The organism is Flavobacterium sp. WC2416 (assembly GCF_041200095.1).
Classification (GTDB): Bacteria; Bacteroidota; Bacteroidia; order Flavobacteriales; family Flavobacteriaceae; genus Flavobacterium.
Genome location: NZ_CP165626.1, coordinates 3,539,991 through 3,566,890 on the forward strand (window position 1 = coordinate 3,539,991; position 26,900 = coordinate 3,566,890).

The window sequence follows — 26,900 nt, forward strand, 5'->3', positions numbered from 1 at the left end:
GTCATGAACAAAACTGTAAATATAAACTTAGGCGGAATGTTCTTTCATATAGATGAAGATGCATACCAAAAACTAACTCGTTATTTTGATGCTATAAAGCGTTCTCTATCCAATTCATCTGGTCAAGAAGAAATCATCAAAGACATTGAAATGCGCGTTTCGGAATTACTGAACGAGAAACAAAAAAGCGACAAACATGTTGTGGGTTTAAAAGATGTTGACGAAGTGATTACGGTCATGGGACAACCTGAAGACTATATCATTGAAGAAGACAATAAAACAAATCAAACCTTTACAGAAACTTCTAATAGAAGAGTAAAAAAACTATATAGAGATAAAGAAAAAGGAATGATAGGCGGTGTAGCTGCTGGACTTAGTCATTATTTTGGAATTGATACGGTATGGATCCGACTTTTATTAATAATATCAGTTTGGGGATTTGGAACAGGTGTCTTAGCCTATATCATTCTTTGGATTGTAACGCCAGAAGCAGTAACCACATCCGAAAAATTGGAAATGACTGGAGAACCAGTTAACATTTCGAATATCGAAAAAAAAGTTCGTGAAGAATTTGAAAACGTTTCTGACAAAATTAAAAATGTTGATTATGACAAATACGGTAATCAAATAAAGTCGGGAGCAAATAAAATAGGAAGTTCATTTGGAGATTTTATCCTATCTGTTTTCAAAGTATTTGCTAAATTTCTCGGTATCCTATTAATCATCACAGGATTAACAACATTAATCTTTTTACTGATAGGCGTATTCACATTAGGCTCTTCCACTTTTATTGATTTCCCTTGGCAAAGCTTTGTTGAAGCAGGGAACTTTACGGACTACCCTATTTGGTCATTTGGCCTTTTAATGTTCTTTGCTGTAGGAATTCCTTTCTTTTTTCTAACGCTATTGGGCTTTAAATTATTGGCTCCGAACATGAAATCGATCGGAAACATTGCTAAATATACATTATTAGCACTTTGGATAATTGCGGTAGCATTAGCAATCTCTATTGGAATAAGACAAGCAACTGCATTTGCAATTGATGGTAGAGTGGTACACAAAGAAAATATAATATTACAACCTAGTGACACTTTGTTTATTAAATTCAAACACAATGACTATTATGCAAAAAATGTGAATGATAGAAATGATTTCAAAATTACCCAAGACTCCACTGACAATGATGTTATTTATTCTAATGAAGTTAGTTTTAAAATTGAAAAAACAGACGAGAAAACACCCTATATTCAAATAGAAAAAGAGGCAAAAGGAAAATCTTTATCTGAAGCTAAAAAAAGAGCAAAAGAAATTAAATACAACTACAAAATAATTGGAAATCAATTAATACTTGATAACTATCTATTGAGTGATTTAAAAAATAAATACAGAGATCAAGAAATTGAAGTCACATTATACTTACCCGAAGGAACTTTATTTAAAGCAGATTCAAGTGTGCAAAACTATGATAGATCTAATGATGAGTTTTTTAACTTACACTACAGTTCAGATAAATATCTTTACCAAGTAATGGACACAAAAGTAAAATGTTTGGATTGTCCAGCTGATGAAGATGAGGATAATGATGTGGATGTTGATAATAATGAAGACGACCACGCTACAGTAACAATTAATAAAAACGGGGTTTCAATTACGAATGATACTATAATTAAAGGGAACAATGATATCAAAGAGTTGAAAATAAACAAAGACGGTATCATCATTAAAACTAAATAATCATGCTAAAAATCATCACAATCATCACAAAATTTATACTGGTTGCGCTAACTGCATTATTGTTTGCATCCTGCAACTATTCTGTAAATTCAAAATCGATAAGAGGTAGTGGAAACGTTACCACTGAAAAAAGGACTGTAGAAGGAGACTTTAAAAGTATAGAAGTAAGCAATGCTATTGATCTTGTTATTGAGCAAGGTGATAATAAGGAAATTAGTGTTGAGGCGGATGATAACTTGCAAAATAGCATTACTACAAAAGTTGAAAATGGAGTACTTATTGTTGCATGTGATTACAATTCATTTATTAATATTGAGTCGAAAAAAGTCACTGTTAAAATGCCAATTATTGAAGAATTACAAGCGTCAAGCGCCTCCTCAATACGAAGCATCAATACGTTGAAAGGGGAAAAAATTAGTCTTAGAGCTTCTAGTGCCGCAACTATTGATGTGAAAATTGAATCCGATAATATAGCTAGCAAATCAAGTAGTGGTAGCACTATTTCAATGAATGGTATGGCTCTTAACTTAGAAGCAATAGCTTCTAGCGGAAGCACAATCAATGCCAAAGAATTATTAGCCAATGAAGTGAGCGCAAAATCATCTAGCGGATCATCAATACATGTTCATCCCATAGTAAGTTTGAAAGCAAAAGCTTCTAGTGGTAGCTCTATTACTTATAATAATACGCCACATTCACTTGAAAAAAATTCAAGCTCTGGAGCAAGTATTGATAGAGATTAGCTTACCTAATATAGAATTATTACCAAAATCATTCATTAAAAATGGATGATTTTTTTATATTTGTAAAAACCATAATTTAATGTCATAATGAAAAATTACATCAATGTACTTCTACTTCTTATATCTACAACTATAACATTGGCGCAAAGTAAAGAAAAAATAAAAGGATCTAAAAAGGTAACGACTGAACAAAGAGAAATAGGTTCTTTTAAAAGTATTGAAGTTGAAGATAATATTGAAGTATACTTAGAAAGAGGAGAGAAAACAGAATTAAAAATTGAAGCAGATGACAATTTACATGATATCATTTCAATTGACTTAAGAGATAATGTATTGCGTGTTTACACTAGTAAAGAAGCAATTCGATACAAGAAGTTAATAGTAAAAATAACTTATACCAAAGACCTTAATTCAATATCTGCAAAAAATGATGTAGCAATAAATGCTATTCAAGAAGTACAGATTGATACTATTGCCTTTAAGACATTTGATAATGCTCAACTATTTTTAAATGTAAATTCAAAAGATTTTCTTTTAGAGTCAAATGATAAATCGAAGGTAGAGTTAAATCTAAAATCAGAAAAATCTAAAATCGTATTAAGTCAAAATGCCTCTTTAAAATCTTTAACCACAACTCAAGATTTCATTTGTGATTTATATCAAAAATCAGAAGCTAAAATAGAAGGTAGCGCAACCAATGGCGTTATCAGAATTGATAGCAACTCCAATCTAACTGCCAATAAATTAACTATAAAAAATATTGATTTAACAGCTGAAGGATATTCAACTGGCTCTGTTTATGCCGAAACTAGTATCAGCATAGCTGCTTCTGATAAATCAGAGATACAACTTTTTGGGGAGCCAAAAATTGAAATGAAAAAATTCACTAATGAGGCTAAGCTACTTAAAAAGGTGAAATAATATCTTCTTGTATTTTTATAAAAAAAGTCCCAATTTATACAAATTGGGACTTTTTTTTATTGCCATTATAGCATTGTATTATTCTTTGGAAGCTAAATATCGCTCTGCATCTAGAGCGGCCATACATCCTGTGCCAGCAGCAGTAATTGCTTGACGATACACATGATCTGCAGCATCACCAGCTACAAAAACACCAGCTACATTCGTTTTAGAAGTACCAGGAGTATTTATAATATATCCAGTTTCATCTAATATAAGAAAGTCTTTAAAAATATCTGTATTGGGCTTATGACCAATTGCCACGAAGAAACCTGTTGCTTCAATGTCAAAAGTCTCATTTGTAGATTTATTCAACGCTTTTACAGCAGTTACCACTTGTTCATCACCTAAAACTTCAACAGTATCATGGTTCATTAAAATAGTAATATTCTCTGTTTTGCGAACACGTTCTTCCATGATTTTTGAAGCACGGAATTTTTCGCTTCTCACTAACATTGTTACTTTTTTACAAAGTTTAGATAAATAATGTGCTTCCTCACAAGCCGAATCTCCAGCTCCTACAATTACTACTTCTTGATTTCTATAGAAAAATCCGTCACAAACAGCACAGGCAGAAACTCCTCCACCCATTTTTAAATAGTGTTGTTCAGATGGCAGTCCTAAATATTTAGCCGAAGCACCAGTAGAAATAATCACCGTTTCACAGTGCAATTCTTTAGTATCATTAATCCATACTTTATGTACATCTCCAGAAAAGTCTACTTTAGTAGCCCATCCATCACGTACATCAGTACCAAAACGTTGTGCTTGCGCTTGCAGTTGAACCATCATCTCTGGTCCAGTAACTCCATCTACATAACCTGGGAAATTCTCTACTTCATTAGTTGTAGTTAATTGACCACCTGGTTGTATTCCTTGGTATAAAACAGGATTCATGTTTGCTCTGGCTGCATATATTGCCGCAGTATAACCTGCCGGTCCAGAACCTATAATAAGACATTTAATTTTTTCGATTGTATCTGACATAATAAGGATATATTATAATTTTAAAAGCACAAAAATAAGTTTTAATTGCTGGAAAATTGAACTTACGCAATTAGTTTTTGTTATTCTACAATAAAAAAAAACCCTTCTGTAGGAACAGAAAGGTTTTCTTGTCGGGGTGGCAGGATTCGAACCTGCGGCCTCCTGCTCCCAAAGCAGGCGCGATAACCGAGCTACGCTACACCCCGAAAGCGGGTGCAAATATAGAACTATTTTTTGCTTTTGCAAAACTATTTCAGAAATAAGAAATAATTAATTTAGAATAAAAATAATACTTTAAAAATCGCTCTAAATTATATATAATAAACGCCTAGCCCAGATGGTAGTGAAAAGACTCGCAGTACTTCCTGTTATTTTTTCTTGCTATAAAAGAGCAACTAAAAGAAGCTCCTTTTATAGCATTAGAAAAAACACTGAAGTACAAGAACTTGAAACAAACAGCTGGAATAGCTCCTTAAAATTAACGCTCCTTTTTTTTTAAAATGAAATAGTTCAATTGACAACTAATCAAGCTTTAACAAATGTTAACAAAATAGATTTTTAGAAACCATAATTAATTGTATTTTTACGGTTCAAAATTTAGAAAAATAAATGGGCAAAATCATTGCGATTGCTAATCAAAAAGGAGGAGTTGGAAAGACAACGACATCAGTAAATCTTGCTGCATCCTTAGGGGTTTTAGAAAAAAAAGTACTACTTATTGACGCTGACCCTCAAGCTAATGCTAGTTCAGGGTTAGGTATTGATGTGGAAAGTGTAGAAATTGGAACCTATCAAATTCTGGAACACAGCAACACTCCCAGAGAAGCTATAGTAAAATGTTCTGCGCCAAATGTGGATGTAATTCCATCTCATATTGACCTTGTTGCCATCGAAATTGAATTGGTAGACAAAGAAAATAGAGAATACATGCTTAAAAAAGCATTGGAAGATATAAAAGACGAATACGACTACATCATTATAGATTGTGCACCATCATTAGGATTGCTTACTTTAAATGCATTAACAGCGGCAGACTCTGTTATTATTCCAATACAATGTGAATATTTTGCACTCGAAGGTTTAGGTAAATTATTAAATACTATAAAAAGCATTCAAAAAATTCACAATCCAGATTTAGACATTGAAGGTTTGTTATTAACAATGTTTGACTCTCGTTTGCGTTTATCGAACCAAGTTGTAGAAGAAGTTCAAAAACATTTCAACGATATGGTTTTTGATACCATTATCCAACGAAATGTAAAACTGAGTGAAGCACCAAGTTTTGGTGAAAGCATTATAAACTATGATGCAACAAGTAAGGGAGCGACTAACTACTTACACTTAGCTCAAGAAGTTATAAAGAAAAACAGTAAATAGTTTTATGGCAAAAGCAATAAAAAAACAAGCCTTAGGAAGAGGATTATCTGCATTATTAAAAAATCCGGAAAATGATATAAAATCCGTAGATGATAAAAATGCTGATAAAGTTGTAGGAAATATTATTGAGCTTGAAATTGATGCGATTGAAATAAATCCATTTCAACCAAGAAGTAATTTCAATGAAGAATCATTGCGAGAACTCGCTACTTCCATCAAGGAATTAGGCGTTATTCAACCTATTACCGTACGAAAATTAGACTTTAATAAATACCAATTAATTTCAGGGGAGCGTCGTTTACGTGCTTCTACTTTAGTTGGATTTACAACAGTTCCAGCATATATTCGTATTGCAAACGACAATGAATCATTGGTGATGGCTTTAGTTGAAAATATTCAACGTCATGATTTAGATCCTATTGAAATCGCACTTTCATACCAACGATTGATTGATGAAATTCAATTGACTCAAGAGCAAATGAGTGAACGTGTTGGGAAAAAACGGTCTACTATCGCTAATTACTTGCGCCTTTTAAAATTAGATCCAATTATTCAAACAGGTATTCGTGATGGCTTTATCAGTATGGGGCATGGTCGTGCTATAATAAATATTGAAGACCTTGACATTCAAACTGATATCTATCAAAAAATTGTAAGTCAGAATCTTTCCGTTCGTGATACAGAAGCATTGGTAAAAAACTATCAAGACAGCTTGAAACCAAAACCAGCTACAAAAGCAAAAGCAGCTTCTTTTGAAATTGAAGAGTCACAAAAGAAAGTGTTCTCTACTTATTTTGGAAACAAAGTAGATGTAAAAGTAGCAGGAAATGGTAAAGGAAAAATTACAATTCCTTTTCAATCCGAAGAAGATTTAAAAAGAATCATCGAATTAATAAAGGGATAGTGAACAAACTTATTTCCATAGGAATACTTTTCTTTATTTTAGGAAATGCTACTGTTTTTGCTCAAGCAAAAAAAGAGGCTGTTCTAGTCGCAAAAGACACTTTAAAATCAAATGATATCGATCCTTTAACCCCAGCAAAGGCGGCTTTTTACTCCGCTATTTTACCTGGTTTAGGTCAAGCATACAATAAAAAATATTGGAAAATCCCACTGGTATATGGTGCTATTGGTACTAGTCTTTATTTTTATCTAGATAGTAATAAAAAATACCATCAATATAGAGATGCATACAAACGAAGATTAGAAGGATATAGTGACGATAATTTCACTTATTTAGATAACGCTAGATTAATTTCTGGTCAAAAATTCTATCAACGCAACCGCGATTTATCCGCTTTATTCGTTGTAGCATTTTATGCTTTAAACATAATAGATGCTAATGTTGATGCAGCCCTAATACAGTTTAATGTTGATGAAAACTTATCAATACGTCCAATTATTTACCCCAATGATGTAACATTCAAAACAAATGTGGGTCTAACTCTTAATTATAATTTTTAGAGCACAACTAAAACTATTGGTTTCTCTATAATTTTTTTAATTTATAAAATACAAAACAAATGAAAATTGCGCTTTTAGGATATGGTAAAATGGGTCAAGTAATTGAAAGAATCGCGCTGATAAGAGGGCATGAAATCGTTTTGAAAAAAGACGAGCATAATACTTATGAAGGGCTATCAAATGCTGATGTTGCCATTGATTTCAGCATCCCAACTGCAGCTGTAAGCAATATTTCAAATTGTTTTGAAAACAATGTACCAGTAATCTCAGGAACAACTGGATGGTTAGAGCATTATGAAGAAATGGTTGCCTTATGTAATAAAAAAAACGGAGCCTTTCTATCTAGTTCAAACTTTAGTCTGGGTGTAAATATTTTCTTTGAACTCAATGAATATCTGGCCAAAATGATGGCGAAATTAGACAGCTACAGCATTGAGATGGAGGAAATTCACCATACTCAAAAACTAGATGCCCCAAGTGGAACTGCAATCTCTTTAGCCAAAGGCGTTATTGAAAACAGTAATTACACCAACTGGACATTAGAAACTCCTGAAGCTAACGAAATTCATATTGAAGCGAAACGAATTGGAACTGTTCCGGGCACACATACCGTGACTTACAATTCCGTTGTTGACAGCGTAGAAATAAAACATACCGCACATAGCCGTGAAGGCTTTGCTCTTGGAGCTGTTATCGCTGCTGAATGGATTTTTGGTAAAAAAGGAATCTTCTCGATGAAAGATGTTTTGGATTTAAAATAAACGTATTATATCTATTTTTAGAGGTTAGCTATTTCGAGAAAAACTACCTTAAAAATTAAACTTTAAATAAAAAATTATGACACTATATCATTGGTTTGTGTTTTTCTTATTCATCCAAATTGTTCACTTTTTAGGTACATGGAAGTTATATGAAGCGGCAGGAAGAAAACGTTGGGAAGCTGGAATACCAGTTTACAATGCTATCGTTTTGATGAAAATCATTGGCCGCCCAACTTGGTGGACTATATTACTTTTCATACCCATTATTAACTTAATCATGTTTCCAATTATTTGGGTTGAAACATTAAGAAGTTTTGGAAAATGCTCTACTCTAGATTCTTTTTTAGGAATAATAACTTTTGGATTATACATTTACTATATTAATTACACCCAAAAATTAAATTATGTATCTGACAAAAGCACAACTTCTGAAAACAAAACAACTGATACATTAAGTTCTTTACTTTTTGCCATTATAGTAGCGACTTTAGTACATACTTATTTTGTTCAACCTTATACGATCCCAACTTCTTCCTTAGAAAAATCGTTATTAGTAGGTGATTTTCTATTTGTAAGTAAAGTAAATTACGGGGCACGGATCCCTATGACTACCGTAGCATTACCAATGGTTCATGATTCCATACCTTTTATTAAAACCAAATCATACCTTAATTGGCCACAATTGCCTTATTTAAGATTACCCGGTATAGAGAAGATCAATCGTACGGATATCGTGGTTTTTAACTGGCCAGTAGATACGGTTCATTATTTCTTTGAAGCTAAAGGAAAACCTGGAGTTATCAAACCAATTGATAAAAAATCAAATTATGTAAAACGATGTGTGGGAGTACCTGGCGATAGTTTATCTATCAAAGATGGAATTGTCTACATCGATGGTAAAATCTTGCAATTACCTGAACGTGCTAAACCTCAATTTTCATATACTGTAGCATTAGATGGAAAAACACCCATTGATTTTGAATATTTACTTAAGGATCTTGATATTACGGATGCTGTTTATTTTAAAAATAACGAAACAAAAGATACACTACTTTTCAGAGCACTTACTGCTGCAGGAGCGGAAAGATTAAAAAATGTTCCTGGAATAACTTCAGTAATCAGGGAAATTTCTAGAACTCCAGAAGCTGCTATATTCCCTCAAAACACCAAATGGAATCAAGATAATTTTGGTCCAATTTATATTCCACAAAAAGGAAAAACAGTTGCACTTACAGTGGAGTCATTGCCTTTTTACAAAAGAATCATTACGGACTATGAATTGAAGAATGATAATGGTGAAAAAAATGACCTTAAGGTAACAGGAAATGAAATTCGATTGAATGGCGAAGTTGTAAAAGACTATACTTTCAAACAAAACTATTACTGGATGATGGGAGACAACCGCCACAACTCTGAAGATAGCCGTTATTGGGGATTTGTTCCAGAAAATCACATTGTAGGTAAACCTATATTCATCTGGATGAGTTGGGATACCAATGGAAAAGGATTGAATAAAGTTCGTTGGGATAGAGTCTTTACAACCGTAAACGGGGAAGGACAACCACAGTCGTATTTTAAATATTTCTTAATTGCACTAGCTGCTTTCTTCGCTGGTGAATATTTTTGGAAAAAAAGAAAAGAGAATAAAAATTAGTCAAAAGTTTCAAAGTCGGAAGTTATAAAATACTCTTTTAAGAGCAACTTTATGAATTCCGACTTTATTACTTTATAACTTTAGACAAATATGAACACTTTACTGTACCCAACTTATTTTCCTTCAATTAGCCATTTTGCAGCGATGCTTCAGGCAGAGAAAATCACGTTTGAAATTGAAGATAATTTCCAAAAGCAAACCAATCGCAACCGAACTTATATCTACAGCCCAAACGGAATTCAACTCTTAAACATTCCCGTTAAGCACTCCAAATTAATCCGCCAGAAAACGAAAGACATTCAAATTGAACCTGAGTTTGATTGGCAAAAACAACACTTCAAATCACTAGAAGCAGCTTATAGAAGTTCCCCTTTCTTTGAATTTTTTGAAGATGATATTCGTGTTATTTTCGAAAAAAAATACAAATACTTAATGGATTTAAATTTTGAAACCATAGCTGTTGTTTCGAAATGTTTGCGAATGAAATTAGAATTTGATACTACTACTGAATACTTTCATGAAGTAGATACCAGCATTATAAAAGACTTTAGATTTTTGGTAGAAGGGAAAAAAGACGTTTCTTCTTTTGAAAAGTATCCGCAGGTTTTTGATGACAAATATGACTTTATCAATAACCTAAGTATTCTTGACTTGTTATTCAATGAGGGTAAATTCACTACTGACTATTTAAAAGCCCAAACTATTATACTCCAATAAAAGAACTATTACAAAGATAGTTTGACCATAATAGGATAATGATCTGAATTATCAAAATCAGAGAAGCTTTCAAATTTCTTAACTATCATTTTTTCATCGGCAAAAATATAATCAATTCTCGCAGGATAATACCTGAATTTATACGTTTGCCCAAAACCAGTACCTGCTTCCTCAAAACTATCTTTAAGCGTTCCTTTAATGTTTCTATACACATAAGAAAAAGCACTGTTATTCATATCTCCACAGATAATTATAGGATACTCACATTGTTTCTTATGCTCTTTTAAAATCTCTGCTTGTTGTTGTTGCTGTTTAAACGCCTTACTGATTCTTATCAATAACATTTGTGACTTATCCTGATTTATCACATTTATATTTTCAGAAATTTCGTTAACATCTGGTGTGATTTTTATAGATTGAAGATGCATGTTATAGACTCGAATAATATCCTTACCCTTTTTTATGTCAGCATAAATTACATTATTATTCGAATTAGGAAATACAATATCGCCTTGATTAATAATGGGAAATTTAGAAAAAATCGCCTGCCCCGTTTTAATTTTATTGCCCTCCATAAAAATATATTTATAGCGGTACACTTTCAAGTCAATATTTGCCGAAGAAGAAAATTCTTGAATACACAGAATATCTGGGTTTTTTTCATTGATAAAAGTCAAAATATCACCAGGAACATCTTCTTTATCTATCCACTTGAATAAATTAAATAAACGAACATTATAGCTCATTACTTTAAAGTCTTTGTCATCTTCAGGATACGCTTTAGAAGAAAATTTATAAAATTTATTAATAAACGTGATCCCCATCAAAAGTACTAATCCAGACAAAATCATTCTTTTTTTGAATTGGAGCCCCCAATACATAAAAAATAATCCATTCAATATAAAAAACATTGGCATGAAAAGTGTCAAAACAGACAAAATCGGAAACAGCTTTGGCGCTAAAAAAGGCAAAACATAGGCCACAAAGGTGACTATTGTCAGAACAATATTTAAAAAAAACATTCCTTTATTGAACCATGAAAGGTTTTTCATATTGGTATTTATTCAGTTAATTACTTTGCTAAATTAATAACGCAAAATTGCTTCTTTTATTTACGAAAAATACTATAAAAGTACTACTTCCCTGCTTTGAACAGAAATTCTTTTTCTTCTTTTGTCAAACTATCATATCCAGACTGACTGATTTTATCCAAAATTTCATCAATTTGTTGTTGCGCTTTATCTTTTGTCATAATTCTAGAAGCAGTCGTACCTACAGGCTTAGTATAGTTTTTATGTACTTTTTTGAAAGGTGTTTTGGGTGACACCTTAAATAAATTAGTAAAAAAATCAATGATTCTACTTACAATCGTACTCAAATCAGTTCCGTTTTGAAGTAGTTTTATAAAGACAAAACCGAACAGTGCTCCAGCTAAATGCGAGATATGACCACCGGTATTATCTAAACGAAATTGCATGAGATCAAGTATAAGAATAACAGCAGTAATGTGCCACAATTTTACATTTCCAATCAAAAGCAAACGCACATTCATTAAAGGCTGATAGGTTGTCACAGCAACCAAAATACTCATAATAGCAGCTGATGCACCTACAATTGAGGCACTAATTCCAAGTAAATAATAGCCTAAGACAAAGGAAAACCCTGCAAATATGGCGCTTAAAATATAAACTCCTAAATATTGTTTTTGGGTAAAAAAAGTTAAAAATAAAGTACTTGAAAAATTCAACACCATCATATTAAAAACCAAATGCCAGAAACCATCATGAAAAAAAGCATAGGTTAGGAATGTCCACGGTTTGAATAAAAAGTTAGAAGAGTCTGTAGACAAAGCGATCCAAGTTGGAAAATTAAATACCCCTCCTTTAAATTCATAAAAAAAAAGTAATGAAACTAAAAAACAACCTACATTCCAATAGATTAATCTATTAGCTATACCTCCTAATTTGTATTGAATTTTTAAGTCGTCTAGAATATTCATTTTTTATATTTAGAATTTACAAATAACCCCTATTAATTCCAACGATTGCCATCAAACTGATTTTTTTTCCAATACCATGAAATCAAAAACCCAAATAAAGCACCACCAACATGCGCAAAATGGGCGATTCCTGGCCCACCACTTCCAAAAATAGATTGTCCAGAAACCCCTAAATACAAATCTACTAAAACTAATCCTGGAACAAAATACTTTGCTTTAATTGGTATAGGAATAAACATCAAAGCCAACTCTGCATTAGGAAACATAAATGCAAAAGCGACAATAACACCGTAAATAGCTCCAGAAGCCCCAACTACAGTCCCCATATAGGCACTAGTGAAATTTTGAAATTCCGATGGAGACAACAATTGTTGCCATTGTGTATTAATTTTCCCTTCATTTAAAAGTTGTAATACTTCCACTTTAGAAAAACCATTAGCCATTAATGTATTCATTCCCTCTTGAAAATAATAATAGTTTATTCCCGTATGCAATAGTGCCGCTCCTAAGCCGCAAGAGAAATAAAAGAATAGAAACTTCTTACCTCCCCAATAATGCTCTAAAGCCGAACCAAAAGAATATAATGCAAACATGTTGAAGAAAATATGCATAAATCCTCCATGCATAAACATATGCGTGATAGGTTGCCAAAATTGAAAATTAGTGTTTTCCGGGAAATACATCGCCAACATTTGGTAAGCAGCGTCTCCAACAATTTGTGTTCCTATAAAAAATAGGATATTAATTATAATTAATTGTTTTACCGTTTCGGTTACATTTCTCATAGTGCAAATTTTTTATCTAAATCTTCCACACGCATCGTGATGAAAGTCGGTTTTTGAAAAGGGGAAACATTGGGATCTTTACAGGCAAAAAGACCGTTAACCAAGTTTTCTTGTTCTTTTATTGTTAAAGTCGTTCCTGTTTTTACAGCCAAACTTTTGGCCATTGATTTTGCTATTGTATCATTTTGGCTAAAACTACTTTCAGGAATTCCATCCTGTAAATCACTCAATAATTGTTCTAACACCATCGAAACCTCACTTTCAGTCACATTGACTGGAATTCCAGAAATAACCACATGATCTGAATTTGTTTCTTCAAAAACAAAACCGGTATTAACCAGAGAAAGTTTTAATTCTTCAATTAGATCCATCTCAGTGGATGAAAAAAACAAATCCAATGGAAATAATAATTGCTGGCTTGATGCTTGATGAACTGTCATATTTGTCAAAAACTGCTCATACAAAACACGTTGATGTGCACGCTGTTGATCTACAATAACCATTCCTGATTTTATAGGCGAAACAATATATTTTTTATGAATTTGGTACGAATTATGAACTGCTTGCTCTACCTCTTCGTCATTAAACAAAGATCCAGTTACCTCATCCGTTTCAAATGAAAAATCAGTATTACTTGTAAAAACATCAGAATCTTGTTTTAAACCCACATACAAACTTTCCCAATTGGCCGTAGATTCTGGTTTTTTATAACTAGAATAATGTTTATTTACTTTGTCATCCGAAAATGGATTAAAAGTACTATCAACCTGAATTGTAGGAGTTTCTCCTTTGGCATCTTTATAACTGTAAGGCGTATCCAAGTTTGCATCACGATCAAAATCCAAAACTGGCGACACATTAAACTGCCCTAAACTGTGTTTAATGGATGCTCGTAAAATGGCATATAAAGCATGTTCATCGTCAAACTTAATCTCGGTTTTAGTAGGATGAATATTGATATCTATCGTATTAGGCGGAACCGTTAAGTATAAAAAATAACTCGGTTGTGCTCCATCTTTTAAAATACCATCGTAGGCAGCCATAACGGCATGATGCAGATAGCCACTTTTTATAAATCGGTCATTAACAAAGAAAAACTGTTCTCCCCTATTCTTTTTAGCAAATTCAGGTTTACTTACAAACCCTTGAATAGTTACGATTTCAGTTTCTTCTTGAACAGGAACTAATTTTTCATTGGTTTTACCCGAAAAAATAGTGACAATTCTTTGTCTTAAACTAGCGGAAGGTAAATTGAACATCTCACTCCCATTATGATAAAAAGTAAAATAAATATTGGGATGTGCCAATGCGACACGTTGAAACTCATCAATAATGTGACGGTATTCTACGGTATCTGATTTTAAAAAATTACGACGAGCCGGAATATTAAAAAATAAATTTTTAACCGCAAATGAAGTTCCTTTAGGTAGAACAGCCACTTCTTGTGACATAAATTTACTGCCTTCCACCACAATTTGAGTTCCTAATTCCTGTTGATCTTGCTTGGTTTTCATTTCAACATGCGCAATAGCAGCAATAGAAGCTAATGCTTCACCGCGAAAACCCTTTGTGTGTAATGAAAATAAATCTTCGGCTTGACGGATTTTTGATGTAGCATGACGCTCAAAACACAATCGAGCATCAGTTACATTCATCCCTAAACCGTTGTCAATAACTTGAACCAAAGCTTTACCAGCATCTTTTATGATTAACTTAATATCTGTAGCTCTAGCATCAACCGCGTTTTCGAGTAATTCTTTGACTACTGAAGCCGGTCTTTGCACCACTTCTCCAGCAGCAATTTGGTTCGCAACGTGATCAGGAAGTAATTGGATTATACTCGACATTAATAAATATAAGTTTTAAAGTTTAAGGTTTCCATTTTTTAAAACCGTAAGCACAAATTTAATGAATTTCTACTCGGTTTAATAGTCCGTTCCATCATAAATAAAACAAAAAAAACCTATACTATTTTTAGAACAGTATAGGTTTCATAATTAATTATTTACTTTTTTATTCTTCTAGTTTCAACGGCAAATCTTCGATTTGTAATTGACCAGAAGACAGTAATGTTTGTTTTTTATACTCATGCGCCAAAGAGGCTTGTTGACGAATGTAGGCCATTTTAATAGCCGCAATTGCCGCTTCAGTACCTTTGTTTCCGTGAATACCACCACTTCTATCTATTGACTGTTGCATCGTATTATCAGTAAGGACACAAAAAATAACTGGAATATCCGTTTGAACATTCAAATCTTTAATTCCTTGAGTTACGCCCTCACAAACAAAATCAAAATGTTTGGTTTGTCCCTGAATTACACATCCAATAGCGATTACAGCATCTACATTTTGGGTTTGCAACATCTTCTTGCATCCATAAATAAGTTCAAAGCTGCCTGGAACATTCCATCTGATGATATGATTCGCAGGAACTTCATTGTCTAAAAAAGCTTCATGAGCTCCATTATAAAGCCCTTCAGTTATTACTTCATTCCATTCAGCAACAACAACTCCAAAACGAAAATCTTTCGCATTAGGAACTGCATTTTTGTCATAAACGGATAAATTTTTATTTACTGTTGCCATTTGATTGTCAATTTTAATATTATTTTTTTGATTTCAGATGTTAAAGATAGCTTGTTGAATCAACAATCTAAAATCTACAACAAGTAATCTTAAAACTTTTTACTATTGAGCCAATCCAATTAAACCATCAACAGAAGCCGCTTCTGGAGATGAATCAAAATTATCTTTAATATCAGTAAAATATTTCAATGCATCTTCTTTTTTACCTAGAGCCAAAGCTGTTTTTCCAGCTTTCAATAAGAAACGTGGAGTAGTAAAATCATTTTTATTTGCTTCTATTGCTTTAATATAGTTTTCCAAAGCTTCTTTTGGCTGGTTCTTTTGAGAATAAGCATCACCAATTGCTCCTTTTGCCAAAGCTCCCAATACAATATCTTCTGATTTGAATTTACTCAAATAATCAATCGCTTCTGTATATTTACCTGTATTTAAGTACGCCATACCCGCATAGTAATTAGCTAAATTTCCCGCATCAGTTCCTGAATATTCATCAGCAATTTTTAAAAATCCAAATTTACCTTCAGATCCATTCAATGACAACTTATAAAGTGAATCACTTGCAACACCATCTGTAGCTTGTTGGAAATTTTGTTGTGCAACAAACATTTCCTCAGCAGCTTCCGTTTGTTTTGGTTCAGCAATAAATTTTTGATAAACTAAATAACCAATGGTTACCAAAGCGACAGCTCCAACAATTCCAATGATGAATTTTTGGTTTTTGGCAACAAAATCTTCTGTTTTTGAAGCAGTTTCATCTAATGTAGAAAATACACCTGCTGTAACACTGTCTTTTTCATCAACAATTACTTCTTCAACTCCATCTTTTACTTCTTTCTCTTTTGGTGCTTTATATCCTCTTTTACTGTAAGTAGCCATTTAAATTTAATTTAGTGAACCGCAAAAATAAAATTTTTATTCAAACCGACGCAAAAAAAAAGGAATTTTATATTTATAATAAAAAAAATAAGCTTTTATACAAGTACTGCTTCGGTAAAAAGCAAAAACATTTAAAACAGAAAAGCGCTAAATACCCTTTATATCGATATTTTTCAATAATTTGCGCCCACTTTAAAAGTCATTTTAAAAAACAACAAACTCTTCCATACCAGCAAGCTTTAAAAGATGTATTTAAAAAAAATATCCTTATTCAATTACAAAAATTTTTCAGAAGCCAACTTCGAGTTTGACGGTAAAATAATTTGTTTTGTAGGTAAAAACGGTATTGGTAAAACCAATGTATTGGATGCTATCTATCATTTATCGTACGGAAAGAGTTATTTCAATCCATTGGCTGTCCAAAACATCAAACATGGCGAAGAATTTTTCGTGATTGATGCTGAGTTTATAAAAAATGAACGGTCAGAGCAGGTAGTATGTAGTTTAAAGAAAGGACAGAAAAAAGTATTAAAACGCAATGGCAAGGCTTACGATAAATTTTCAGATCATATAGGATTCATTCCTCTTGTTATAATATCACCCGCTGATAGGGATTTAATTGTGGAAGGCAGTGAAACCAGAAGGAAATTTATGGACAGTGTCATCTCTCAATTGAACCCAAATTACCTACAACAGCTGATCCAGTATCAAAAAGTAATGAGTCAACGCAATGCACTATTAAAATATTTTGCACTGAATCATGTTTTTGAAAATGACACTCTCTCTATATATAATGAACAACTCAATGGATATGGTGATTATATTTTTAAAAAGAGAAAAGAGTTTATAGCTGAATTCATCCCTATTTTCAATGCACACCATCATGCGATAACAGGTTCTCAAGAAACAGTACAACTTGTATATGAAAGTCATTTATTCGAAAAAAACTTATTGACTCTTTTACAAGAAAACATTAATAAAGACAGAGCTTTACATTACACAAGTGTTGGGACACATAAAGATGATTTATCCTTTGAAATAGATGGTCATCCCATCAAGAAATTTGGATCTCAAGGCCAGCAGAAGTCTTTTCTTATTGCTTTAAAATTAGCTCAATTTGAATTTTTAAAAAAACAAAGTGGTGTTAAACCTATTTTATTATTCGATGATATCTTTGATAAATTAGACGAAAGTCGGGTTGCCAAAATTATTGAAATGGTCAACAGCGAAACTTTCGGACAATTATTTATTTCCGACACCCATCCTGAACGCACCGAAGCTATTGTAAAATCAACGCATCAGTCCTATAAAATATTTAACTTATGATTTGCATTTTATGACCTTCGAATACTTATAATTTACTTAATTTAGCATTTCAATTTTTTAAATACTATTTGTAATGAAATTTTTTCAAATTTTTACTGTACTCGTCTCTTCTATCATTTTATCATGTAATGGACAAACATCTAAAAATACCAAAACAATTGATGCTCCAGCTTTTGCAGAAAAAATAAAAACAACAGAAAACCCCCAAATTTTGGATGTACGTACCTCAGAGGAATTTGCATCAGAACATATAGAAAATGCTAAAAACATCAATTGGCTTGGAAATAGTTTCGTCAAAGATGCAGAAAATCTTGACAAAACAAAACCCGTTTTTGTGTATTGTAAAAGTGGTGGAAGAAGTGCAAAAGCAACTGAAAAACTTCAAGAATTAGGCTTTACCAATATATACGAACTCGAAGGAGGTTTTTTAAAATGGGATGCTGCAGGGCTATCGAAACCAACAGATAAAATCGTAGGAATGAGCAGTCAAGAATACAATAAATTATTAAATACGGATAAAAAAGTCTTGATCGATTTCTATGCAGAATGGTGTGCTCCTTGCAAAAAGATGGCTCCTTACCTTTCTAAAATGCAAACCGAAATGAGTGATAAAGTAGTTATTATTCGATTGAATGCGGACGAAAACAAAACGCTAATGCATGAAATGAAAATTGAGGAACTTCCTACCTTACTGCTTTATGAAAATAAAGAACTAAAATGGAAACATGCCGGTTTCATAAGCGAAGATGATTTAAAAAAACAATTATAATAGCCCCAAAATGCTATCAAAAGATACCTTACAATTCCTAGAAGACTTGAAAGCCAATAACAATAGAGATTGGTTCTTGGAAAACAAAAAAAGATACGAAGCAGTCAAAAAAGACTATCAGCAATTCGTTTCTGATTTTCTTGACGTTATGAAACCTTTAGATCCAGCACTAGAGATGCTTGAAGTAAAAAATTGTACCTTTAGAATCAATAGAGACATTCGATTTTCTAAAGACAAAACGCCTTATAAAACACACCTTGGTATTTGGTTACCTTGTGGCAGAATAAAAGGACAAAATAGACCCGGCTACTACGTACACTTAGAAAAAGAAGTAGCATTTATTGCTGGCGGACTGTATTCACCTGAAGCAGAGGAACTAAAAAAAATACGCAAAGAAATTGCATTCTTTTATGAGGATTTAGAAGAAGTTCTTAATGAAAGTGAATTCAAAAAAACCTTTGTAGATTTTGACAGAAACGAAAGAAGCACTTTAAAAAACCCTCCTCGAGGCTATGAAAAAGAACATCCTGCAATTGAATTATTAAAACTAAAAAGTTTTGAAGCTTCTCATAAAATTAACTACGAGGATATTACAAAAAAAGATTTTATTTCTAAAGCGAGTAAAAAATTGATCCTACTAAAACCATTAAACGAATTCATAGGTAGAGCTTTATCTACAGATGAATTTTAAGTATCTAGATGAAAAAAAGGAAAATACTTTTTCTTGGAGAAACCTATAGAGCCGATGCCATTACTTGGACAAATGGCCTAAAAGATTTTGGAGATTTTGAAATTGTCAGCTGGGAACTAAAAACACCTTGTGGGACTTTCATGAACCGAATCCTGCGTATTTTCGAATTTCAATTTTCTATATTTAAAATAAAAAAAATTATTAAGGCCGAACAACCGGACATGGTTATTGCCGAAAGAACCACAAGCTATGGCTTTCTAGCAGCCTTATGCGGAGTACAACCAGTAGTCATCGCACAACAAGGACGCACTGATTTATGGCCTGAAAACTCCCCTTTATATCCTTTCAAAAAAGCAATACAAAACTATGCCTTTAAAAAAGCTACTCTTATCCATGCTTGGGGACCTGCAATGACGGTTTCCATGATCGAAGCCAATGTAGACATGGATAAAGTAATGATACTACCAAAAGGAATTGATTTAAAGAAATTTGGAAATAAAAATACTGCGAAAAGCAACACAATATGCGCTATCGTTACGCGTTCACTGCTACCTGAATACCGTCATGATATTGTTTTAAAAGCTTTTGCTATTTTAAACCAAAAAGGAATCAACTTCGTACTTACTATAGTAGGAGATGGAACTGAACTTCATGGATTGAAAAAATTAGCAAAAAAATTAAATATTGAAAACAAAGTTCGATTTATGGGAAGAATTCCAAATACTGAATTACCAAAATTATTACAAGATTCTAATGTTTACATAAGCATGCCTACAACCGAAGGAGTATCGGCCTCATTATTTGAAGCAATGGCGACACTTTGCTACCCTATTGTAACAGATATTGCGGGTAACCAAAGTTGGATACAACATCGTAAAAATGGCCAACTTATAACTGTTGATGATTACAAAATGCTTGCCGAAGAATTAATATGGTCTTTTAAAAACGAGGAACATCGAAATAAAGCCATAGTAAGCAATCGAGAATTTGTCGAAGAACATGCTGATTACAATACCAATATGGCTATCATAGCTAGCAAATACCATGAATTAATAAATACCGCAAAAAATAATTAGCTATGTGTGGAATAAACGGGATCTTTCATTTACAATCCCAAAGAAAAATAGACAGTCGCATTCTTACAAAAATGCGCGACGCATTAGAACATCGTGGTCCAGATGATAAAGGTATTTTCGTGGAAAATAATATCGGACTAGGACATCGACGCTTATCAATATTAGATGTTTCTGCTGCAGGACATCAACCCTTTTTATCCGATGACGAACGGTTTGTCATGGTGTACAATGGTGAAATTTACAATTTTAAAGAATTTTATCCTGAGTTAAAGAGCAACGGTTTTGATATAAAAACAGGATCAGACACAGAAGTTCTGTTAAAACTATTCCAATTGCATGGTTCAAAAATGCTTCATCGCTTAAACGGGATGTTTGCATTTGCTATTTGGGATAAATTAAAAAAGCAATTAACAGTTGTACGAGATCGAATGGGTGTTAAGCCATTATACTGTTCTTTTTACAATGAGAGTTTTTATTTTGCATCCGAACAAAAAGCACTTTTCACTGCTGGACTGCCTCTAAAAGTAGCGCAAGATGGACTTGAAGAATATATTTTTAACCGCTTTGTAGCTGGTGACAATACCTTATATGAAAATATAAAAAAGGTTTTACCAGGGCATATAATGACTATCCACGAAGGTGGAAAAGTAGTCAACGAAAAATGGTGGGATTTAAAAACTGAGATTCAAAACCATCCTAGAATTGAAAATCCTATTGAATGGTTTAGAGAAACTTTTGATGATTCTGTAAAATTAAGGATGGTAAGTGATGTTCCTGTTGGAATTTTACTTAGTGGAGGACTCGACTCCTCTTCTATTTTAGCTTCTTTACACGAACAAAAATATAAAAACATACAAACTTTTAACATCGGATTTAAAGAGGAAGAGCACAACGAATCTCATTTAGCCAAAATGTTAACTGAAAAGTTCGATTACCGTTTTAACACCTTAAAACTGGAAGATCAAGACTTATATGAAAACCTAGTTAAAGCTACTTATTTTCAAGACGAACCCATAATGCACCTAAACGAACCGCATCTTTTGGCTATTTCTGAATTAGCAAAACCAAAGGTAAAAGTATTGCTCTCTGGTGAAGGAGCCGACGAATTAATGGGAGGTTATGTACGTTACAAAGCATTACAATTTCCAAGCATACTAAGTTCAATTTCAAGTATAGGAAGTCTAGGCGGGTTTGAAAAAAAACCACGGTACGAAAAACTAATTCGATATGCTAAAATCAGCAAAAAACAAGATCTGATTATGTATAATAGTTGCAATATCTATCCTGAAGATATTTCGAAGGTGTATGGTATTCACAACGAGCCCAAAAACGAATTCAGACGTAAAACGTACAAAGAAGCAAAAGAATTATATCCCGACAATTTAAGACGACAAGCGCTTTATTTTGACCAACAAACCTATTTGCGTTCTTTATTATATAGAAACGATCGCGCCACTATGGGCGCTTCCATTGAATGTAGAGAACCTTTTCTAGATCAAAGATTGATTGCAGGTTTAGGCTCATTGGATGATAAATGGCTATTTACAGGTAAAAAAGGAAAATTCATTTTAAAAACGGCCATGGAAAATCGATTACCTGAAGCTATTTTAAAATTTAAAAAAGTAGGCCTTAGCGCACCTTGGGGAGATTATTTAGTAAAAAGTCCCGCTTTTAAAGATGAATTAGAATCGTTTTCTAAAAGTGAAATTTTTAAAATGCCTTATTTAGAAAATATAAATAGTGCCAAACTTATTAAGAATTTACAGCAAGGAGACACAAGAATGGTTTCCTACATAATGCCCTTATTTATGATGCACATGTGGATGAAAAGTTATACAACTAAATTTTAATCCTTACTTTTGGTCTCAAATTACAACATTAAAAAAGAAATTTCTTTTATGGAAATACTACATAATTTCTCCCTAAAAAACTACAATACATTTGGTATAGAAGCCAGTGCAAAACAATTTGTCAACGTACAAAATGTTACTGACCTTACATCTATTTTAAAACAAAATAAAACCGCAAAAAAATTCATACTTGGTGGCGGAAGCAACATGTTGTTAACACAAAACATCAATGCACTAGTACTTCACATTGATTTAAAAGGAAAAAGAATAATCCAGGAAAACGATGATTTTGTTTGGGTGGAAAGTCAAGCTGGAGAGAACTGGCATGAATTTGTATTATGGACTATTGCACAAAATTTTGGCGGACTTGAAAACATGTCCTTAATTCCCGGTAATGTAGGAACAACACCTATCCAAAACATTGGTGCCTATGGAACCGAAATCAAGGACACCTTTGTTTCTTGTAAAGCGATTACGATTGAAAATCAAGAAATAAAAAATTTTATAAAAGAGGAATGTCATTTTGGATACCGTGAAAGCATTTTTAAAAATGTCGCCAAAGATCAATACATCATTACATCTGTAGTATTTAAACTGACCAAACGCAATCATAAAATCAACACTTCTTATGGTGACATTTTGGGAGAATTAGAAAAAAACAACATCACTAACCCCTCATTAAAAGACGTTAGTAATGCGGTAATTGCAATTCGACAAAGTAAATTACCGGATCCAAAAGAACTAGGAAATAGCGGAAGTTTTTTTAAAAATCCAATTCTTTTAAAAACAGATTTCGAGAAAATACATCAACAATTTCCCGAAATGAAATATTACGAAGTCTCTGAAACGGAAGTTAAAGTACCTGCAGGATGGCTTATTGAACAAGCTGGCTTTAAAGGGAAACGTTTTGGTGATGCCGGAATTCATAAGAACCAAGCACTGGTATTAGTCAATTATGGCAATGCCACTGGACAAGAAATTCTAGCAGTATCAAAGACCATTCAAGATACTATTTTTAAGACTTTTGGTATTCATATTGAAGCCGAAGTAAACGTTATTTAGTTTTTATTAAGCATTAATACTAGTTACAAAATGTACACTCCTAATATTTATAAAAACGAGAATCACGAAGAAATCAAGCAATTTCTTCAAGAAAATAGTTTTGGTATTCTAATCAATCAAACAAACGGGAAACTATGTGCTACTCATATTCCTCTAGAGCTCGATATCAATAAAGACGGAAAACAAATTTTGCACGGGCACATTGCCAAAGAGAACCCGCAATGGAAAGGATTTGAAGAAAACGATAGTGTTTTAGCTGTTTTTTCGGGACCACATAGTTACATTTCCTCATCGTGGTATGACCATGAAAACGTTCCTACTTGGAACTATCTAGCCGTACATGTATATGGGAAAATTAAGATAGTAGAAGAAGAAGAAGCTATAAACTCTTTAAAAAAACTAGTTGACAAATACGAGAAAAACTCAGAAAACCCCATTAGAGTAGAGGACTTATCTTCAAAAACAATGAGGCAAGTCCGCGGGATTGTAGCTTTTGAGATAGAAGTTACAGCAATTGAAGCTACCAAAAAACTATCTCAAAACCGTGATGAAAAAAACTACGAAAACATCATTACAGAGTTAGAAAAAACACAAAATAGAGATTCTATTTCAATAGCAAATGAAATGAAGAAATGCCCTAGATAAATTCTTTTAAAATTCAATAATTTAAAATTAAGAATTCATAATTCTATTCATACCTTTGCACACGATTTAAATAACTCATTAAACTCTGATGCTTATACTGATTCTTTACTTTTTTATTGTTATTGTCGCTATTCAACTTTCGTATTATTTGGGTGTTTTTGGGAAATTTGCTTTTGCAAAATCGCAAAAAATAACACCTAAAAGAATTCCGATTTCGGTAATTGTTTGTGCCAAAAATGAAGAAGAACATGTAGCGAAATTTATTCCGTTACTAGCAGAACAAAACTATCCTGATTTTGAGATCGTCTTAATAGATGATGCCTCTAGTGATGGTACTTTGGAGCTCTTTGAAGCTTTTGAGAAAGAATATTCTAATATTCGCTTGGTAAAAGTAGAAAACAACGAAGCTTTCTGGGGTAATAAAAAATACGCCCTAACACTGGGTATAAAAGCGGCCAAAAAAGACTATTTGCTTTTTACGGATGCCGATTGTTATCCAACATCGAAAGAATGGATCACTGCAATGAGTTCCCAATTCACTATGCAAAAAACAATTGTTTTAGGGTATGGCGGATATGAAAAAATCACTAATTCATTACTTAATAAAATAATCCGTTTTGAAACGCTACTTACTGCTATTCAATACTTTTCCTGGGCAAAAATCGGACATCCCTATATGGGCGTTGGTAGAAACCTTGCGTATAAAAAGGAGGAGTTTTTTAATGTAAATGGCTTTATTAATCACATTCAAGTTCGTTCTGGAGATGACGATTTATTTATTAATGAAGCGGCCACCTCTAAAAACACAACAATTGCTTACACACCAGAAAGCTTCACTTATTCTAAACCAAAAACGTCCTATAAAGATTGGTTAATCCAAAAAAGAAGACACATCGCCACAGCCAGTCATTATAAAAAGATAGACCAGTTGCAGCTAGGTGCATTTTATTGTTCCCAATTATTATTTATCATTTTACCAATTATATTGTTGAGTTTCCAGTTCCAGTGGATATTAGTATTAGCATTATTATTCATAAGATATTTATGTGCTTGGATCGTTGTGGGATTTTCAGCAGGAAAATTAAAAGAAAAAGATTTAAAATATTGGTTCCCAGTCGTTGAAATACTACTTATATTCACGCAGATTAATATTTTTATATCTAATATTGTATCAAAACCAGTAAATTGGAAATAACAAATCAAATAGAGAAAGCCAAAAAAGGAGATCAAGCTGCCTTTACCTTTCTTTTGAATCACTATTGGAATGAAGTATATGGTTTCATGCTTAAGCGCACCGAAAATGAAACCAATGCTGAGGATATTACTATTGAAACCTTCTCTAAAGCATTTGACAAAATAGCGTCTTACAATCCAGAATTTCAGTTTAACACCTGGTTAATTAGCATTGCTAAAAATGTACATATTGATTTATTACGCAAAAAAAAATCTAGTCTTTTTGTAGAGATCACTGACAAAGAAGATCAAAAGGCATACAATATAGCAGATACGACCCCATCTGCTGAAGATGAATTGATTACAGAGCAAAATCTTTCTCGCTTATTGCAATTCATCAAAGAATTAAAACCTCACTATCAAGAGGTAATTCAGTTGCGTTATTTTCAAGAAATGAGTTATCAAGAAATTGCCAATGCAATTGACGAGCCATTAAGTAATGTAAAAGTAAAATTGCTTCGCGCCAAAAAATTATTGGCCGAGATTATCAGGGACAAAAGATAATTAATTTTCTATTTTTAGTTAAAAAAATAAACAAATAAAAATTACTTAAGATTATCATTGTTTATTTTTTAAAATATTAACTTTTTTAAACAATAAATTTCCTACCGTTTTCGTTCTGTTAATAAACACCATATGCTTATGATTTAAATGCTACCTAACCATTAAATCCATAAATTATGTCAAAACAAAGCCTTTACGAAGCCAACTGGATTAATCTAGTTTTCGAAAACAGAAACAAAGAATATGGTGCGTATCAACTGCGTAAGGAAAATGCCAAAACTTCTATATTGGCGCTTTTTATGGGAGTACTACTTTGCGCTTCACTTATCAGCATACCCCGAGTTTTAAGTTTTTTTAATCTAATTACTACTGCGACAGCAACAATTATTGAACCCATCGACGAGATCATTCAACTAACAACGGTGCAGCCACAAGTAAAAAAACAGGAAGAAAAGATTCTACCTAAAACTCTTACCCAAAAGCCATTAGAATCCATTGACAAAAAACAACTCACAAATCCTGTTATAGTAAAAGGGCCACTGGCTACTCCAGATCTTGCTACAACTGTTGAAAGCACTACAATAATTAAAAACACAACTGATGGAACTGGAACTATTGGTACTAGCACAACTCCTTCTCAAGGAAATGTCACCGTAATCAGTGCACCGGTAGATTATGGTGACACTGTAGTAACAACTGCAATTCTAGATAAAATGCCTGAATTTCCAGGCGGAATAAATAAATTCTACAATTATATTGGTAAGAATTTTGAAAGTCCAGAGGTAAATGGAGAAAGTAGCATTCGGATTTATGTTTCATTCGTAGTTGAAAAAGATGGTAGTATGTCTAATATTCAAGTAAAAAACGAGCCAGGTTATGGATTAGGTAGAGAAGCAATACGCGTTTTAAAATCAATGAGAACCAAATGGTCTCCAGGCATGATCAATTCAAAAGCCGTTAGAACCTCTTACAATCTACCCATTACCGTGCAAATGCATTAAATACATTTAGAAAGCAGAACTAGTACGTTCTGCTTTTTTTATTATATAAATAATAGTCAAGCAACTACATCCCTAGCCCAGATAGAAGCGTTATCCTTTT

26 protein-coding genes and 1 tRNA gene are annotated in these 26,900 nt (G+C 32.8%); 19 read left to right on the plus strand and 8 right to left on the minus strand.

Annotation, left to right across the window (positions count from 1 at the left end):
* The first annotated feature begins 3 nt into the window (after positions 1 to 3).
* From AB3G39_RS14970 to AB3G39_RS14980, 3 genes are all read left to right on the plus strand, one after another.
* Positions 4 to 1,734, plus strand: coding sequence for a PspC domain-containing protein (locus AB3G39_RS14970; RefSeq protein WP_369765558.1), 1,731 nt, complete (start codon positions 4 to 6; stop codon positions 1,732 to 1,734).
* 2 nt (positions 1,735 to 1,736) lie between these two features.
* On the plus strand, positions 1,737 to 2,477 hold the full coding sequence (locus AB3G39_RS14975) for a head GIN domain-containing protein (RefSeq protein WP_369765559.1): 741 nt from the start codon (positions 1,737 to 1,739) through the stop codon (positions 2,475 to 2,477).
* Between the two features lie 87 nt (positions 2,478 to 2,564).
* Entirely contained in the window at positions 2,565 to 3,398 is an 834-nt protein-coding gene (locus AB3G39_RS14980) for a GIN domain-containing protein (RefSeq protein WP_369753253.1), read from the plus strand.
* Positions 3,399 to 3,476: 78 nt separating this feature from the next.
* Here AB3G39_RS14980 and trxB read toward each other — a convergent pair whose 3' ends face one another.
* Both trxB and AB3G39_RS14990 read right to left on the minus strand, forming a co-directional pair.
* Positions 3,477 to 4,424 carry a thioredoxin-disulfide reductase gene (gene trxB, locus AB3G39_RS14985; RefSeq protein WP_369765560.1) on the minus strand — a complete coding sequence of 316 codons (948 nt, stop codon included), beginning with the start codon at positions 4,422 to 4,424 and terminating at the stop codon, positions 3,477 to 3,479.
* A gap of 131 nt (positions 4,425 to 4,555) precedes the next feature.
* Positions 4,556 to 4,630: transfer RNA gene (locus AB3G39_RS14990), tRNA-Pro, on the minus strand.
* 403 nt (positions 4,631 to 5,033) lie between these two features.
* Between AB3G39_RS14990 and AB3G39_RS14995 the strand changes: the two genes are divergently transcribed.
* The 6 genes from AB3G39_RS14995 (at position 5,034) to AB3G39_RS15020 (ending at position 10,397) form a co-directional block, all read left to right on the plus strand.
* Positions 5,034 to 5,801 carry a ParA family protein gene (locus AB3G39_RS14995; RefSeq protein ID WP_367757556.1) on the plus strand — a complete coding sequence of 256 codons (768 nt, stop codon included), beginning with the start codon at positions 5,034 to 5,036 and terminating at the stop codon, positions 5,799 to 5,801.
* A 4-nt stretch (positions 5,802 to 5,805) separates the two neighbouring features.
* Positions 5,806 to 6,705: a ParB/RepB/Spo0J family partition protein gene (locus tag AB3G39_RS15000; protein ID WP_369769475.1), complete on the plus strand. Its 900-nt coding sequence runs from the start codon at positions 5,806 to 5,808 to the stop codon at positions 6,703 to 6,705.
* Entirely contained in the window at positions 6,705 to 7,265 is a 561-nt protein-coding gene (locus AB3G39_RS15005) for a DUF5683 domain-containing protein (protein ID WP_369753251.1), read from the plus strand. The genes AB3G39_RS15000 and AB3G39_RS15005 overlap by 1 nt, the downstream gene beginning before the upstream one ends.
* Before the next feature lie 59 nt (positions 7,266 to 7,324).
* A complete protein-coding gene (gene dapB, locus AB3G39_RS15010) occupies positions 7,325 to 8,026 on the plus strand; it encodes a 4-hydroxy-tetrahydrodipicolinate reductase (RefSeq protein ID WP_369769476.1) in 702 nt (233 codons plus the stop codon).
* Between the two features lie 76 nt (positions 8,027 to 8,102).
* A complete protein-coding gene (gene lepB / locus AB3G39_RS15015; RefSeq protein WP_369753249.1) occupies positions 8,103 to 9,680 on the plus strand; it encodes a signal peptidase I in 1,578 nt (525 codons plus the stop codon).
* 90 nt (positions 9,681 to 9,770) lie between these two features.
* Complete coding sequence (locus AB3G39_RS15020) at positions 9,771 to 10,397, plus strand: WbqC family protein (RefSeq protein WP_369753248.1); 627 nt, start codon at positions 9,771 to 9,773, stop codon at positions 10,395 to 10,397.
* A gap of 8 nt (positions 10,398 to 10,405) precedes the next feature.
* Here AB3G39_RS15020 and AB3G39_RS15025 read toward each other — a convergent pair whose 3' ends face one another.
* From AB3G39_RS15025 to AB3G39_RS15050, 6 genes are all read right to left on the minus strand, one after another.
* Entirely contained in the window at positions 10,406 to 11,449 is a 1,044-nt protein-coding gene (locus AB3G39_RS15025) for an endonuclease/exonuclease/phosphatase family protein (protein WP_369753247.1), read from the minus strand.
* An 83-nt stretch (positions 11,450 to 11,532) separates the two neighbouring features.
* A complete protein-coding gene (locus AB3G39_RS15030; RefSeq protein ID WP_369769477.1) occupies positions 11,533 to 12,396 on the minus strand; it encodes a rhomboid family intramembrane serine protease in 864 nt (287 codons plus the stop codon).
* 32 nt (positions 12,397 to 12,428) lie between these two features.
* The gene (locus tag AB3G39_RS15035; RefSeq protein WP_369753245.1) at positions 12,429 to 13,181 is read right to left on the minus strand and encodes a rhomboid family intramembrane serine protease; all 753 of its coding nucleotides are present in this window, start codon (positions 13,179 to 13,181) and stop codon (positions 12,429 to 12,431) included.
* A complete protein-coding gene (gene mutL / locus AB3G39_RS15040) occupies positions 13,178 to 15,028 on the minus strand; it encodes a DNA mismatch repair endonuclease MutL (RefSeq protein WP_369769478.1) in 1,851 nt (616 codons plus the stop codon). The genes AB3G39_RS15035 and mutL overlap by 4 nt, the downstream gene beginning before the upstream one ends.
* A gap of 166 nt (positions 15,029 to 15,194) precedes the next feature.
* On the minus strand, positions 15,195 to 15,767 hold the full coding sequence (gene ribH / locus AB3G39_RS15045; protein WP_367757536.1) for a 6,7-dimethyl-8-ribityllumazine synthase: 573 nt from the start codon (positions 15,765 to 15,767) through the stop codon (positions 15,195 to 15,197).
* Between the two features lie 102 nt (positions 15,768 to 15,869).
* Positions 15,870 to 16,643, minus strand: a complete 774-nt coding sequence (locus AB3G39_RS15050; RefSeq protein WP_367773844.1) for a tol-pal system YbgF family protein — start codon at positions 16,641 to 16,643, stop codon at positions 15,870 to 15,872.
* A 246-nt stretch (positions 16,644 to 16,889) separates the two neighbouring features.
* On the opposite strand from AB3G39_RS15050, the gene AB3G39_RS15055 reads away from it, so the two are divergent.
* The 10 genes from AB3G39_RS15055 (at position 16,890) to AB3G39_RS15100 (ending at position 26,800) form a co-directional block, all read left to right on the plus strand.
* Positions 16,890 to 17,969, plus strand: coding sequence for a DNA replication/repair protein RecF (locus tag AB3G39_RS15055; RefSeq protein WP_369765566.1), 1,080 nt, complete (start codon positions 16,890 to 16,892; stop codon positions 17,967 to 17,969).
* 73 nt (positions 17,970 to 18,042) lie between these two features.
* Complete coding sequence (locus AB3G39_RS15060) at positions 18,043 to 18,738, plus strand: thioredoxin domain-containing protein (protein WP_369765567.1); 696 nt, start codon at positions 18,043 to 18,045, stop codon at positions 18,736 to 18,738.
* Positions 18,739 to 18,748: 10 nt separating this feature from the next.
* On the plus strand, positions 18,749 to 19,429 hold the full coding sequence (locus AB3G39_RS15065; protein WP_369753243.1) for a DUF2461 domain-containing protein: 681 nt from the start codon (positions 18,749 to 18,751) through the stop codon (positions 19,427 to 19,429).
* A gap of 8 nt (positions 19,430 to 19,437) precedes the next feature.
* Positions 19,438 to 20,505, plus strand: a complete 1,068-nt coding sequence (locus AB3G39_RS15070) for a glycosyltransferase (protein WP_369765568.1) — start codon at positions 19,438 to 19,440, stop codon at positions 20,503 to 20,505.
* A 2-nt stretch (positions 20,506 to 20,507) separates the two neighbouring features.
* A complete protein-coding gene (gene asnB / locus AB3G39_RS15075) occupies positions 20,508 to 22,355 on the plus strand; it encodes an asparagine synthase (glutamine-hydrolyzing) (protein WP_369765569.1) in 1,848 nt (615 codons plus the stop codon).
* Between the two features lie 48 nt (positions 22,356 to 22,403).
* Positions 22,404 to 23,417: a UDP-N-acetylmuramate dehydrogenase gene (gene murB, locus AB3G39_RS15080; protein ID WP_367773830.1), complete on the plus strand. Its 1,014-nt coding sequence runs from the start codon at positions 22,404 to 22,406 to the stop codon at positions 23,415 to 23,417.
* Positions 23,418 to 23,447: 30 nt separating this feature from the next.
* Complete coding sequence (locus tag AB3G39_RS15085; RefSeq protein WP_369765570.1) at positions 23,448 to 24,062, plus strand: FMN-binding negative transcriptional regulator; 615 nt, start codon at positions 23,448 to 23,450, stop codon at positions 24,060 to 24,062.
* 88 nt (positions 24,063 to 24,150) lie between these two features.
* Positions 24,151 to 25,257, plus strand: coding sequence for a glycosyltransferase (locus AB3G39_RS15090; RefSeq protein ID WP_369765571.1), 1,107 nt, complete (start codon positions 24,151 to 24,153; stop codon positions 25,255 to 25,257).
* Positions 25,248 to 25,799, plus strand: coding sequence for an RNA polymerase sigma factor (locus AB3G39_RS15095; protein ID WP_367757518.1), 552 nt, complete (start codon positions 25,248 to 25,250; stop codon positions 25,797 to 25,799). The genes AB3G39_RS15090 and AB3G39_RS15095 overlap by 10 nt, the downstream gene beginning before the upstream one ends.
* A gap of 176 nt (positions 25,800 to 25,975) precedes the next feature.
* Positions 25,976 to 26,800, plus strand: a complete 825-nt coding sequence (locus AB3G39_RS15100) for an energy transducer TonB (protein ID WP_369765572.1) — start codon at positions 25,976 to 25,978, stop codon at positions 26,798 to 26,800.
* The last annotated feature ends 100 nt before the right edge of the window (positions 26,801 to 26,900 follow it).

Bases quoted from the DNA above. Each gene is read 5' to 3' on its own strand.
- AB3G39_RS14970 (WP_369765558.1), top strand. From the start codon at position 4: ATGAACAAAACTGTAAATATAAACTTAGGCGGAATGTTCTTTCATATA.
- AB3G39_RS14975 (WP_369765559.1), top strand. From the start codon at position 1,737: ATGCTAAAAATCATCACAATCATCACAAAATTTATACTGGTTGCGCTA.
- AB3G39_RS14980 (WP_369753253.1), top strand. From the start codon at position 2,565: ATGAAAAATTACATCAATGTACTTCTACTTCTTATATCTACAACTATA.
- trxB (WP_369765560.1), bottom strand. From the start codon at position 4,424: ATGTCAGATACAATCGAAAAAATTAAATGTCTTATTATAGGTTCTGGA.
- AB3G39_RS14995 (WP_367757556.1), top strand. From the start codon at position 5,034: ATGGGCAAAATCATTGCGATTGCTAATCAAAAAGGAGGAGTTGGAAAG.
- AB3G39_RS15000 (WP_369769475.1), top strand. From the start codon at position 5,806: ATGGCAAAAGCAATAAAAAAACAAGCCTTAGGAAGAGGATTATCTGCA.
- dapB (WP_369769476.1), top strand. From the start codon at position 7,325: ATGAAAATTGCGCTTTTAGGATATGGTAAAATGGGTCAAGTAATTGAA.
- lepB (WP_369753249.1), top strand. From the start codon at position 8,103: ATGACACTATATCATTGGTTTGTGTTTTTCTTATTCATCCAAATTGTT.
- AB3G39_RS15020 (WP_369753248.1), top strand. From the start codon at position 9,771: ATGAACACTTTACTGTACCCAACTTATTTTCCTTCAATTAGCCATTTT.
- AB3G39_RS15025 (WP_369753247.1), bottom strand. From the start codon at position 11,449: ATGAAAAACCTTTCATGGTTCAATAAAGGAATGTTTTTTTTAAATATT.
- AB3G39_RS15030 (WP_369769477.1), bottom strand. From the start codon at position 12,396: ATGAATATTCTAGACGACTTAAAAATTCAATACAAATTAGGAGGTATA.
- AB3G39_RS15035 (WP_369753245.1), bottom strand. From the start codon at position 13,181: ATGAGAAATGTAACCGAAACGGTAAAACAATTAATTATAATTAATATC.
- mutL (WP_369769478.1), bottom strand. From the start codon at position 15,028: ATGTCGAGTATAATCCAATTACTTCCTGATCACGTTGCGAACCAAATT.
- ribH (WP_367757536.1), bottom strand. From the start codon at position 15,767: ATGGCAACAGTAAATAAAAATTTATCCGTTTATGACAAAAATGCAGTT.
- AB3G39_RS15050 (WP_367773844.1), bottom strand. From the start codon at position 16,643: ATGGCTACTTACAGTAAAAGAGGATATAAAGCACCAAAAGAGAAAGAA.
- AB3G39_RS15055 (WP_369765566.1), top strand. From the start codon at position 16,890: ATGTATTTAAAAAAAATATCCTTATTCAATTACAAAAATTTTTCAGAA.
- AB3G39_RS15060 (WP_369765567.1), top strand. From the start codon at position 18,043: ATGAAATTTTTTCAAATTTTTACTGTACTCGTCTCTTCTATCATTTTA.
- AB3G39_RS15065 (WP_369753243.1), top strand. From the start codon at position 18,749: ATGCTATCAAAAGATACCTTACAATTCCTAGAAGACTTGAAAGCCAAT.
- AB3G39_RS15070 (WP_369765568.1), top strand. From the start codon at position 19,438: ATGAAAAAAAGGAAAATACTTTTTCTTGGAGAAACCTATAGAGCCGAT.
- asnB (WP_369765569.1), top strand. From the start codon at position 20,508: ATGTGTGGAATAAACGGGATCTTTCATTTACAATCCCAAAGAAAAATA.
- murB (WP_367773830.1), top strand. From the start codon at position 22,404: ATGGAAATACTACATAATTTCTCCCTAAAAAACTACAATACATTTGGT.
- AB3G39_RS15085 (WP_369765570.1), top strand. From the start codon at position 23,448: ATGTACACTCCTAATATTTATAAAAACGAGAATCACGAAGAAATCAAG.
- AB3G39_RS15090 (WP_369765571.1), top strand. From the start codon at position 24,151: ATGCTTATACTGATTCTTTACTTTTTTATTGTTATTGTCGCTATTCAA.
- AB3G39_RS15100 (WP_369765572.1), top strand. From the start codon at position 25,976: ATGTCAAAACAAAGCCTTTACGAAGCCAACTGGATTAATCTAGTTTTC.